9 protein-coding genes are annotated in these 13,076 nt (G+C 39.2%); 2 read left to right on the plus strand and 7 right to left on the minus strand.

The genetic code is table 11. The features are described 5' to 3' along the window. Positions 1-79: 79 nt before the first annotated feature. Both GQR46_RS08260 and radA read right to left on the minus strand, forming a co-directional pair. Positions 80-1,012: a hypothetical protein gene (locus GQR46_RS08260; protein ID WP_024608998.1), complete on the minus strand. Its 933-nt coding sequence runs from the start codon at positions 1,010-1,012 to the stop codon at positions 80-82. A gap of 75 nt (positions 1,013-1,087) precedes the next feature. After that, positions 1,088-2,473 (minus strand): DNA repair protein RadA, encoded by a 1,386-nt coding sequence (gene radA, locus GQR46_RS08265; protein ID WP_007581643.1) that lies wholly within the window; start codon positions 2,471-2,473, stop codon positions 1,088-1,090. A gap of 362 nt (positions 2,474-2,835) precedes the next feature. Here radA and GQR46_RS08270 point away from each other — a divergent pair, with 362 nt between their 5' ends. Further along, complete coding sequence (locus GQR46_RS08270) at positions 2,836-5,313, plus strand: PilZ domain-containing protein (RefSeq protein WP_010553175.1); 2,478 nt, start codon at positions 2,836-2,838, stop codon at positions 5,311-5,313. Between the two features lie 20 nt (positions 5,314-5,333). Here the strand turns inward: GQR46_RS08270 and serB are convergent, their stop codons facing one another. Continuing rightward, complete coding sequence (gene serB, locus GQR46_RS08275; RefSeq protein ID WP_165740678.1) at positions 5,334-6,362, minus strand: phosphoserine phosphatase SerB; 1,029 nt, start codon at positions 6,360-6,362, stop codon at positions 5,334-5,336. Between the two features lie 152 nt (positions 6,363-6,514). Between serB and GQR46_RS08280 the strand changes: the two genes are divergently transcribed. Then, positions 6,515-7,135, plus strand: a complete 621-nt coding sequence (locus tag GQR46_RS08280) for an AhpA/YtjB family protein (protein ID WP_007581635.1) — start codon at positions 6,515-6,517, stop codon at positions 7,133-7,135. On the opposite strand, the gene GQR46_RS08285 is transcribed toward GQR46_RS08280, so the two are convergent. The 4 genes from GQR46_RS08285 to prfC all read right to left on the minus strand — a co-directional run bounded on the left by GQR46_RS08285 (position 7,102) and on the right by prfC (position 12,455). Continuing rightward, positions 7,102-7,869 carry a TatD family hydrolase gene (locus GQR46_RS08285; protein WP_165740679.1) on the minus strand — a complete coding sequence of 256 codons (768 nt, stop codon included), beginning with the start codon at positions 7,867-7,869 and terminating at the stop codon, positions 7,102-7,104. The two genes, GQR46_RS08280 and GQR46_RS08285, sit on opposite strands and share 34 nt — an antisense overlap. A gap of 21 nt (positions 7,870-7,890) precedes the next feature. Then, the gene (pdxH, locus tag GQR46_RS08290; RefSeq protein WP_165740680.1) at positions 7,891-8,529 is read right to left on the minus strand and encodes a pyridoxamine 5'-phosphate oxidase; all 639 of its coding nucleotides are present in this window, start codon (positions 8,527-8,529) and stop codon (positions 7,891-7,893) included. Positions 8,530-9,063: 534 nt separating this feature from the next. Continuing rightward, positions 9,064-10,806: an arginine--tRNA ligase gene (gene argS / locus GQR46_RS08295; protein WP_165740681.1), complete on the minus strand. Its 1,743-nt coding sequence runs from the start codon at positions 10,804-10,806 to the stop codon at positions 9,064-9,066. Between the two features lie 59 nt (positions 10,807-10,865). Then, positions 10,866-12,455 (minus strand): peptide chain release factor 3, encoded by a 1,590-nt coding sequence (gene prfC, locus GQR46_RS08300; RefSeq protein WP_007581628.1) that lies wholly within the window; start codon positions 12,453-12,455, stop codon positions 10,866-10,868. Positions 12,456-13,076 lie beyond the last annotated feature (621 nt).

Here is a 13,076-nt window from a genome sequence, read left to right on the forward strand (position 1 = left end):
CCCATAAAAAGAAAAATGCCAGTCAGCTTAACTGACTGGCATTAGCCAATTGGCGCCTTTATTAATACAAAACTAAGGCTTAATCACCTTTAACTTCTAAGTTAATAAACTTAACTAGCTCTTCAGGTTGCCCTACTAGCATCATAACTTGTTGGTTAATTTCCATCATAGTTTTACCTTCAGGTAGCTTTGCAGACACACTGAATGAATTTAAACCTTTAGCAAAGCTAGTTAAAGCCTCTGCAATATTTTCAGTTACAGGAGCTTGTTGTAACTGCTGCTCTAACATCATTTCCATTTGCTCTAGCGTCATGCCTTGCTTTTCAAGCTCACTTGATAGTAAGTCTTTTAACTTACCTTGGTTATTTAAGGCAAAGCTAACATTGCGCGGCTCTAACTTACTCATTGCTTGCATAACAAGTGTTTGCTGCTGTAACTCTTGCTCATAAGTAAGTGGCTGGTTACCCGCTTCTTGCTGCGCTTTACTAATCGCCAATGAAGCATCCATTAATGCTTTTGAATTAGCCAAGCCCATATCCATATTAAAACTAACAATGTCTTTTGCATCAAGCTTAACTACTACATCACTATTGCCAGACTCTTCATCGTAATCAAGTGATGAATGTAAGTCGTAACTTGCCGACGCGAGCATTTCATTTGTATCAGCAGGTAATTTTGAAACAAAGTCTTTATCAAACTGAAAGCTTTTTACATCAAATGATGTATGCGGTGATATTTTATCTGGCTCGTAACCTGTTATTTCAATGCTTTGAATATTAGCAACATTGTCGCCCTCTGGGCTTATTACTTCCATATTTGTTATTTCTACGCTTTTTGAAATAACACTTGCCGATAAACCAGCGTATTTAAATGTAGCGCCAGTTTGCTCGCTTACTAAAGCAAGTTGCTTATCTACTTCTGCACGCACTTCTTGTGTAGCTACATAATTTGCATAGCTCACGCCACCAACGCCCGCAGCTACAATCGCTGCAACTATTACTAACTTTTTCATGTTATTTCCTTATTCTATTCTTTGTGTAAACCGAGTTTTATTAAGAGTAACATTACACATTAACACCCGTAAGTATTAATTAATTAAACTAAGCAACTCATGTACTGTTTTAACTGGGGTAATTTTAGCGCCCAGCCCTTCCATCGACTTATGGTAATTACGAAATGGAATATATATTTCTGTAAAACCATGTTGTGCTGCTTCTTTAACACGTGGCACACCACTATCAATTGGGCGTACATCGCCGTTTAAGCTGAGTTCGCCCATAATACACGTGGTACGTGGCACAACAAATTCATTTAAGCTGCTAAGTAGCGCGGTTACTAATGCTAAATCAATACAAGTTTCTGTTTCATCAATTCTTAGGCCACCCACAATATTAAAAAACGTATCGTGGAATATTTTGGTTTTAGTGTGTTTTCGTAATATGCCAGTCAGCATTTTTATGCGGTTCATGTTTAAACCTACGCACACACGCTGCGGAAATTCCGCCTCGGTTTCGGTCGTTAAACACTGAATTTCCAGCAATAAATTACGATTGCCTTTACGAATACAGGTAATTGTAGAGCCTGGCGAGTCGGTTGTAGACCCCGATAAAAATATTTCGCTCGGGTTATCAACGCTTAACATCCCACGTTCGCACATTTTAAAAATGCCAACGGTATCTATATCACCAAAGCGGTTTTTATTTGCCCTAAGGGTTCGAATTTGCCCATCGTTGGTGTCTATGTGTAAAAGCGCATCGACAATATGTACAAGTGTTTGAGGACCTGCTATTTCGTTATTTTTATTTACATGAGCAATAATGAACATGGTTACATCATTTTGCTTACAGTATTGAGTCAATGCTTGGGCGGCACTTTTTACTTGCGAAGGGGAACCGGGGCTACCATTTGCCGTTTCGGTTACAACCGCTTGAATAGAGTCAATAACAGCAAACTTAATTTTATTTTTCTCGAGCTCTTCAATGATGGTTTCAACACTGGTTTCTGAAAGTAAATAAAGCTCGTCAGGGTTATAGTTTAACTTTAAACGATTTACCCTGTTTTTAAACTGCGATAATGACTCCTCGGCCGTACAGTAAAGTGACGGCATACGTTGTGACATTCTCGCCACTAAGTCAGATAGCAAGGTTGTTTTACCAGCACCTGGATCACCCGAAATTATATTAACAGAGCCGGTAGTTACACCACCGCTTAGCACACGATCGAGCTCGCCAATTTCTGTCAGCTGTTTTTCTGCCTCTGACGTAGCAATATCATTAATTTTTTTAGAGCCGCCACCAGCACCGCCAGCATAACCACCTACACTTGCTCGAACTGACGCTTTTTTACTCTGCCCTGCTGAAGGTTTAAATTCTGCTAATGTGTTCCACGCACCGCAGCGGCATTGACCCTGCCAACGTGGGTAGTTCATGCCACATTCTGTACACACAAACTCTATTTTTGCCGCTTTAGTCATTTATAACCTTATCTACGATTCTCTAATTTTAAAAACATTTACTGTTAACAACTTATTTTGCCACTTCAAGCATTTACTTAGCAACAAACTCTTGCCTGCGTAAAAATCTAGCGTCACAATCATTAAATACACATGGTGTTTCTTTTTAGCTATAATTTAGGGCATACTTTTTGCTTTGAAATAGTTTAAAGTAACTTGCCAACAAAATGGCATATAACACATAATAACAAGAGCTAAACAGTAGTAACTAAAATAATTGTACCTATATTAATAACATAGCGCGATTTAACGTTTATTGAACTTCTAATAAATGGACTTAACAGTATACCTACTTTTTCAATTAGACGGTGATGGTTTTATAAATGGCTGATGACATAATGCTCAAACACGAAGACCTCGTGAATGAGTTAAAAACATATTTAGGCAATGCTAAATTTGACCTAATTTTCAAATCAAAAACCGCTGGGTTAACCAAACCTGAGCAATTTTTGATGAAAATGGAAATGTCACGCTTATCTCAGCCAGTGGCACGCTTTGTTGATCTTCGTGGATTAGTGACGGGCCAAGTAAAACCGTATGAGCATAATGGTAAACAGCACTTTATGGATGACACAGCCATTGAAGTGTTTGAAAAAGCACTTAAACAGCATGGTGAATATACCCTAGCCGTTTACGAAGCCGTAATGAATACAGAAAATAACCACCGCGTATTACAAAAACAAGCCGCCGAAAAATCAGAACTACAAGAATCAGAAAGTAACTTAAGCACTGAAGTCATTAAGTTTGCCTCTTACGAGAGCCGCCGTGAAGAACGGATGAATTACTCAATAAAAGTAACTATTGATTACAAAGATAAAAAGAACATTGCTGCTAGCACCTCAGATATATCTTTAAGCGGTTGTAAAGTTAAGCTTGCAACGCGCTACTCTATAAAAAAAGGTGAACTAATAGCAATGCGCTTGGTAGGCCTTGAACAAGACTTTGAACTTGGCCTAAAAAACGGTATTCAATACGAGGTTGTTGCCGTTGAAAATATCTCTCGTGAATACAACCACATTCGCTTAAAACGCACTTATATCGAAAATAACGATGCCTTTAATGACTTTTTAGAAAGCTTTATTCACGGTAATAAACGTCGTTATAAAGTAAATTTAGATAACACGCTCGATGCTGTAGTATCAAAGGGGTATGAGCAATACTACATCCCTCGTGTAACGTCTTTATATGTATTTTTAAGCAAAAAAGATGAACAGTATTACCCAAGCCTTAGCCTTACTACTGAAAATAATATTTTTATCCAGCGCTATTTTACCGATGAAAGAAAAACACCGTGTTTGTACAACATACTCAATCATCAGCGCATTACACAATTACTAACCCAAATTACTGCGGTCAAAGAAGATTACCTCTATACATTTACACATATATCATCGGGTAAAATTTACTATTACTCTGCGACACGAACTGAGCTAAATAATAACCCTAAATTACGTGATCTATTTTTAGGTTTTGGTAGCCAAAAAGAAAGTTGGCAGTGCTTTAAAATACAAATAATGCCAAGTCATCCAGATGATTCTTTTATACCGCTTTCATTACCTAATAGTGCTGGCGCTAATATTGAAAAACTCAACAAGCCGCCTTCCCCTCGAGTTAAAGGCCTTATAAAAGACGTTAAATATATTGTTGTACTTACAAGTATTGGCAATAAAACAGAGCAAGCAGATTATAAACAACTTACTTTTGATAAAGCGTTAGTAAATCAGCTTAAACATTTTGGCCACGCAAAACATAAAACGCCACCTTATTTAGATATTGTGCCACTTGAATACGTAAATTTACGCTCGCATAAGCGCTACCTTTATAAAACACCGGTTAGCGTCACTATTAATGATGAAGTATTTAACGGTTATACACGTGACTTTTCTGTAATGGGTTTGCAATTAGAGTGCGAGCAACCAGTCACATTTAAAAAAGGTGATATAGTACTTTTAACATTTCCTGAGCTTCAAAAAATAACTAAAAAGCATAAACTTAGCGAACTAAAGTACGAAATAATGGCCATTAGTAAGTCATTCACTACTATTAACCTAAAAGCGAATCGTGTTGCTGATTTACCCCATGCTGGCGTGACTTTTTTCACTCAGCTAATAGAAGGTAATAAAGACAAACTTAAAGTATCTGAAGAAGCGCCAAAAGTAGAAGGCTTATCTACCGCGCTTAGAAATATGGTTACAAAAAGTGTATGCCAATTTCCGCTGTATTTACACAAGGAAGCTGCACACTTTAAAACAGGTGCAATTGGTTATGGCTTATACGCCAGTCCTATGCATGTTATTTTGCAAAATTTTGGCTTATTAGGTAACAAAACTGACTTTTCGAGTATCCTTACCGAAGAGCAAATTATTAATGTAATAACGCCTAATATTAAAGATCGCAGTCGCCAAGACGCACCGCTTGCTTTTACACTCGCTATTAATTTCGACCCTCGTAAGGGCAAAATTGAAGAGGCTATTGTTAGCCAATGCGCTTTAGGTGAAGACTACTCAAGCTTTTATAAACAAATTAGTAAAGGCATTACATCACAACTTATATTTGTGATGCGTTTGTATATTTCGCGCACAGGTCGCCCCGATACTGACTACCTATCTAATGAGCTTAAATACGTAAGCCAATATGCAATGCATAAAGCAAAAGATTTAGAAGAAGCATTATGGGCTGTTGCAGGCGTGGGGGACGTAGTAGATATAACTGAAGAAGCTCTAAGCCATTTAGAGCTTAAAAAAGAGCAAGTTGAACAAATGGGCCGCCGTAAACTAATTTGGTTAAACCGCTTACGCTAAGCAGTTTAACTTAAACAACTTTAAAGAGCGGGCTCTTTATCTAACGGAATGGCCAACATATACAACAATTGTAATAATGACCCTTCACAAATAGCCGCTTGTGCTTGCTCAACTACTTTAGGTTTGCCATGCACTGCTACACCTAGGCCAGCTTTTGCCATCATGACTAAATCGTTTGCGCCATCGCCAATAGCAACTGTTTGCGACTTCTCAAGCCCTAGTTTATGTTGTAACGACTCTAGAATAATTGCTTTTTGTTGTGCATCTACAATTGTACCCAGTACTTTACCTGTTAGTTTATCGTCTTTAAACTCGAGTACATTAGCGTGCACTTCATCTAAATTAATAAGCTCTTGAACGCGCTCTGCAAACGGTACAAAACCACCTGATGCAATTGCTAAATACCAGTCATGCTGTTTTAGAATTTGACACAGCACTTTAATGCCCGGCATGAGTGGCAATGCACTTTTTAGCTCTTCAATTAAGCTTTTTTCAATACCAGCCAGTTTAGCTACGCGCTGATTTAAACTCTCGCTAAAATCAAGTTTACCCGCCATTGCAAGTGCGGTTACAGAGGCAACTTCGTCGTAAACATCCGCAAGGCGTGCTATTTCGTCTATGCACTCAATAGTTATTGCAGTTGAATCCATATCCATAACCAATAAACCAGGCTCATATAAATTAGGCACAGTAGCAACTTGCACTAATTGACAATCTAGAGTGCTTGAAAACTCTTGTAGTACTAACGGGTTTATAGCTTGATCGGAGTTTTGCGCGTAAAAACACAGTGCTGGAGCTAACCCTAAATCTGGTTGATATTGGCATATAGCAGTGACGGTTTGGTTATGCATAGCTAAAAAATCAATAATGCTAACAATGTGTTTTTCTTCAAAATCACCCGCAAATGCGATGCTAAATAACCCTAATGCTTTGTTTGGTATATAATCAAGAGGTGTAAATGCACCACCACTATAGCTAAACCATTTATTTAGAGTTAAGTGTTGTAATGGTTGCTCAGCAGCTTGCTGTGCCATGTTGATTTGCGACATGGAATCTCCGTGTTTATTTTTATTTTCCTGATAATTGGCATATCATAACTGCTATTCTCAACACTAAATTCGCCATCAGGTGGGGTTTAAGGTTATAGTTAGTGTAGTTGTAACATCAAATCAAAATGCTGTCAGTAGCATAAACGGTGACTATGAAAAATAACCATATTAAAAACCCTATTACTGCTTCTCAAAGAAAACGACTTGTTCGCTTAATACTAGCGGCTGGTTGTTTTGTATTACTAAGCTGGGTAGGTGTTAATAGTAGTTTTCAGAGTCATCAGTTACTTTATGATAGTGCCGATAGCACGGCAAAAAGCCTCACTCAGTTTATGGCTTTAAATGTTAAAACACCGCTTATTGAAAAAAACAAACCACAGCTCAACGCCATTTGTAACGATATAAGTAAAGATGAATTTGTACTTTCTGCGACTATTTATGATCAACAAGGCATTTTAATTGCTAGCAGTGACAATTGGCAGTCACATCATATTTATGGACAACTCCCTGACTCTACACCGGGTATTAGTAAACTAAAAACACCTTTTATGGAACCCGTGATAAGCGATGATGACCGCCCTATAGGCTTTGTGTCTGTTACTTATTTAACTCGCGCCGCAATATCCGACAGCCATAATCATTTTCATGACTTAGGTCGTCAAGTATTGTTAATGCTAGTGATTGCATGTATTTTTACGTGGCAGTTAGGGCGTGGATTAAAACGTTGGCAGGTAAATCGCTATATGCAAAAAACATCTGAACAAGAATCGTAAAGCTGCTTTGCAAGCGTCCCTCTTTCACTATGTGGCTTTAAATCACATAACGCGTTAAATACATCAGGTATATGTAATGGCGTGTTAACTTCACCTTGATGACCGCTTAACGGCATTGAAGGTGAGTCGGTTTCAAGCACTAAGTGCTCTGGCTCAATAGCAGCAATAACAGCGCGTGTTTTAACTGCGCGATCATAGGTAATAACACCGCCTATGCCAAGCTTAAAACCCTGCTTAATATAGTACTGCGCTTGTTGAAGTGAGCCCGAAAAGGCATGAATCACTCCCCCGTTTTTTGGCTTACACCGCTTAAACGATTGCGCAATTAAATCATGGCTTTGCCTATGATGCACAATAAGCGGTAAATTAAGCTCATTAGAAAGCCCTATTTGCTGCTCAAATAAATAAGTTTGTTTAGGAAGGTTTTCAATACTTCGATCAAGCCCGCACTCCCCAATAGCAACCAGCTGATGTTTATTTGTAGTCGCGAATTCAAATAACGCTTCTATGTGCGATTCGTTATGTTGCTCTAAAAAGTAAGGATGTAGCCCTGCGGCTATTTTTATACTTGGGTAAGTTGCTTTGAGTTTTATGAGAGTATGTGATTGAGCAAGCGTAATACCCGGCACAACAAACTGATTAACTCCCTTTGCTACACACTCACTTATGAGCGATTCACGATTCGAATCAAACTCGCTAAAGTCGAGGTGGCAATGAGAGTCAATAAATTGCACGGTTACTTACTCATCTTTTAATTAAGGGTTTAAGCGTGTAATTTGCCAGCTGTTATCTGCTTGGCGCTGATATATAAAGCGATCATGCAAACGATGCGCCCCACCTTGCCAAAACTCAATTTTAGTGGGTACTACACAATATCCGCCCCAAAAATCAGGCAATGGAATTTCACCTTTAGCAAACTTACTTTTCATGTTGGCGAAGGTTTCCATTAGTACTTTACGTGATGACACCGGACGACTTTGCGCTGATGCCCATGCAGCTAATTGGCTTTCTTTAGGACGAGATAAAAAGTACTTTGCCACAGCAGAGATAGGTAATGGTTTAGCCTCGCCATATACAATAACTTGGCGTTCCATGTGGTGCCACGGAAAGTGCAGCGATATTTTGTTATTACCTTTAAGCTCTTGCGCTTTACGCGAACCTGTATTGGTAAAAAATACAAAACCGTTATCATCCAGATGCTTTAAAAGCACAATGCGCTGTGAAGGTTGACCGGTTTCATCAACAGTTGCTACAACCATCGCAGTTGGATCGGGTAACTGGCTTGCCACTGCATGCTCAAGCCATGTTTCAAACTGCTTGAATGGATCATCTTGCAAGTTATCTTCGCTTAACGCGTCTTGCAGGTATTCACGGCGGATATCTTCGAGTTTCATAACAAGTCCTTTAAATAAAGCCTTAGAAAAGAGCTTAGAGTAGCGAGCTTAAAACAATGGATGTTGAGTAGTAACAAATATTAAGATTCAGGTGCATGCGATAGCAATAACACCGAGTCTCGAGTGTATTCGATAGCAGTAAACATAGAGTCTCAGGTTTATCGATAGCAATAAACACAGAGCCTCAGGTGCATTCGATAGCAATAAACATAGAGTCTCAGGCGTATCGTTGGGTTTCGTTTCACTCAACCCAACCTACAACGTAAACTACACAACTCAGATATCTGCAAGTGTAGAAGTGCTGACAAGACGGAGTGCTTTTTTATGCCAAGGAGCATACATTTAGTATGTGACTTAGGCTAAAAAAGCACGACAACACAGTCAAAGCGAACTACACGCAGCAGACGGTTCACCTAAGTAGTTTAGCCTAAGACAAGGCGTCCAACCTGACTTATCCCTATGAGCATACGGTTTGTATGTGATTAGGGTAAGTCGGATTGGATAACGCAGTATTAGGTTAAAATACGACGGTGATTACATTTGCTCCATAACTTCAATGCCTAGCAAATCTAATCCCGTTTCTAGTGTTTTAGAAACCAAATTACACAGCACTAAGCGGCTATCGCGCACGCTTGGCTCTACGCCCTCTTTAAGTACTGGGCAGGCTTCGTAAAATGTCATGTATAAGCTTGCTAGCTCATATAAGTAACCACATAGTACGTGCGGTGTTGCTTCGCTGATCATTAAATCAAGTACTTCTTCAAGCTGTAGTAGCTTAAGTGCTAGTGCTTTTTCTTGAGGCTCAATAATTGCAACATCTGAATTTAATGTAGCTGCATCAACGCCTGATTTGCGGAAAATACTGCGTATACGTGTATAAGCATATTGTAAATAAGGAGCGGTTGCGCCTTCAAAGCTTAGCATGCTGTCCCAGTTAAAAATGTAATCGCTGGTACGGTGCTTAGAAAGGTCGGCGTATTTAACTGCGCCAATACCTACTTTACGTGCAATCTCACTGCGATCGTTATCACTTAAATCCGATTCACGTTCAGCTAGTTTTGCAGCTGCACGGTTAATTGATTCTTCTAATAAGTCAGCAAGTTTTACTGTGCCGCCAGTACGTGTTTTAAATGGTTTGTTATCGGCGCCCATCATGGTGCCAAACGGGCAAAACTCGTAACTTGTTTCGTCTCGTAATAAACCGGCTTTACGCGCTGTAAGCTCTACTTGATTAAAGTGTAGATTTTGACGTGCATCTACAAAAATTAAGATACGATCAGCACCTAATTTATTTGAACGGTAATCACATGCCGCTAAATCTGTTGTTGCATATAAAAAACCACCGCCAGATTTTTGTACGATAAACGCAGATGGTTCACCATCTTTGTTGGCAAGTTCATCTAAAAACACAACTTGCGCGCCTTGCGACTCTACTGCAATATTTTTATCTTTAAGTAGGCTAATAATATCGTTAAGTTCTGCGTTGTATGCGCTTTCAGCCATAATATCAGCTTGAGTAAGTGTTACATTTAAACGCTTGTATACTTCTTCAGAGTGCTTAACTGAGGTAGCTATAAACAGTTTCCAAAGTTTTTCACAGTGCGCATCGCCGCCTTGTAATTTAACAACGTAATTACGTGCTTTATCAGCAAAGCCTTCTTCGTCGTCAAAGCGTTTTTTAGCATCGCGGTAAAAGGTTTCTAAATCAGCAAGCGCTACAGAATCTAAATCAACACCTTGGCTAATTTGATCTTCTAAATGCGCGATTAACATACCAAATTGCGTGCCCCAATCACCCATGTGATTTTGACGTACAACCGTATCACCTCTAAATTCAAGCGCACGTACAATTGAGTCACCAATAATGGTTGAACGTAAATGGCCTACGTGCATTTCTTTAGCAAGGTTTGGTGATGAATAGTCAACAACCACTTTTTGCGGGTTAGCATGCTCGTTTACAGCAAGCTTTGCATCACTGTTAGCGGCTTGTACGCTTTGAGCTAAAAACTCAGGCTTTAAATGAATATTAATAAAACCTGGGCCAGCAATTTCAGTCTTTTGAGCAATATCGCTTACATCAAGATTATCTATAATTTTTTGCGCAAGCTCACGTGGATTGCTTTTCATTTTTTTAGCCGCGCCCATTGCTGCATTAATTTGGTAATCACCAAATTGTGGACGTGTGCTTTGTGTTACTGCTGGGTTTGTATCTTCAGGTAAGCCTGCGCCCGCCATAGCGGCAATGGCTTTTTCGATTAAAATAGTACGAATATTCATATTTTTTACCTTTGTAAGCCCGCCAAAGCAGGCTTTCAGTTAACTGTAGTCAGTCGATTCTAGTTTTCGCGAGTGTGGTTAAATGTCACTTCTGGGTAACGCTCTACTGATAAATTAAGATTTACACGGCTCGGCGCAATGTAAGTTAAGTTATCGCCACCATCGAGTGCTAAATTACTTTCGCACTTGCGCTTAAAGTCTTCAAACTTTTTAACATCGTCGCTGCTTACCCAACGCGCTGTATTTACGTTTACACCTTCGTAAATAGCATCTACGTTATATTCGGCTTTTAAGCGCGCTACAACTACATCAAACTGAAGTACACCTACCGCGCCCACAATTAAATCGTTGTTTATAAGCGGTCTAAATACTTGCACAGCACCTTCTTCAGAAAGCTGTACTAAGCCTTTTAATAATTGCTTTTGCTTAAGTGGATCGCGAAGACGAATACGGCGGAATAATTCAGGCGCAAAGTTAGGGATACCGCTAAATTTAAGTTTTTCGCCTTGTGTGAACGTATCACCAATTTGAATGGTACCGTGGTTATGCAAACCAATAATATCGCCCGCGTAAGCGTCAGCTGCGCGCTCACGATCGCCCGCCATAAAGGTTACCGCATCAGAAATGCTCACTTGCTTGCCAATTCGCACGTGATTCATTTTCATGCCTTGGCTGTACTTACCCGATACAATACGCATAAATGCAATACGGTCACGGTGTTTAGGGTCCATGTTGGCCTGAATTTTAAATACAAAACCAGTAAAGTTTTCTTCAGTTGCAACAATAAGTCTGTCTTCGGTTTCACGAGGCAGTGGCGTTGGTGCCCATTTAGTTAAACCATCTAAAACGTGGTCAACACCAAAGTTACCAAGTGCGGTACCGTAATAAACTGGCGAAAGCTCACCTGCTAAAAACAGATCTAAATCAAATTCGTTTGATGCGCCAATAACAAGCTCAAGCTCATCGCGTAATTGCGCAGCTAAATCTTCACCAATGGCAATATCAAGTTCTGGGTTATCAAGACCTTTAATGGTACGAACTTCTTGAATTTTATGACCCTGACCTGTTTTGTATAAAACAGCTTCGTCATTATGAATGTGATAAACACCTTTGAACTCTTTACCACAGCCAATTGGCCAAGTAATGGGTGCACAGGCAATATTTAGCTCTGTTTCAACTTCGTCAAGCACTTCCATTGGGTCGCGAATTTCACGGTCACATTTATTCATAAACGTAACAATTGGCGTTGTACGCAGGCGTGTAACTTCCATTAGCTTACGGGTACGATCTTCTACACCCTTTGCCGCATCAATAACCATTAAACACGAATCTACCGCAGTTAATGTGCGGTAAGTATCTTCCGAGAAATCTTCATGTCCTGGAGTATCAAGTAAATTAACAAGTGCGTTGTTATATGGAAACTGCATTACAGAGGTAGTAACAGATATACCACGCTCTTTTTCCATTTCCATCCAGTCAGACTTTGCATGCTGGTTAGAGCCACGGCCTTTTACAGTGCCGGCTCGTTGAATAGCTTGTCCGAATAACAATACTTTTTCGGTAATGGTTGTTTTACCAGCATCTGGGTGAGAGATGATAGCAAAGGTTCGTCGTTTATTAATTTCGCTAAGGAGATTTTGATCTGCCATTAAAAAAGTTCTTTTAGTTTGTATACGGATATTATCCACTTTAAGTATGCTGAGCTTTCAAGGCTTAAATAATACCAATTGCATTAAATTAGCGTTCTATTATAGCGATAATAAAATAGCGCAATAACAAGGCGAAATTATCACATAGAGTTATTCTCTATGAATAATTTTTAACGTAGTTAGTGAGTTATTTAATACGCTAGAACGATCTTGTTTTTAATAAAATTGGTATAGAGCAACCTCGAAAGCTCAACACACCATCAGAAAAGCCCTAAATTGGCCCTTCACATGCGATCCGTTATGTTAATCGTAATTGAAGACTATTTTCGCTGATCTTGGCCTTATAAACAATCAATGGTTGGTTATTAGCTGATCTTTTTTATTAATATGGATTTTGGGAAGCCTAACTGCAAATGAGGTACAAAAAAATCAGTAATAAGCCAAATAAATAGGATCAGCACACAATACACCAAGCCTCTGCACACCATTAGAATTTTTAAGCCTTGCTTGAGAATATAACCTAGTGGCCCGGCTAACAGCCCTGCGTTAACCCACTGGTATTTATAACTAAGAGTAAATTAGAAAATTTAATTTTAAGTGATAGCATTTATCTTTAAAAAA

Source organism: Pseudoalteromonas sp. Z1A6, from assembly GCF_011378745.1.
Classification (GTDB): Bacteria; Pseudomonadota; Gammaproteobacteria; order Enterobacterales; family Alteromonadaceae; genus Pseudoalteromonas; species Pseudoalteromonas arctica.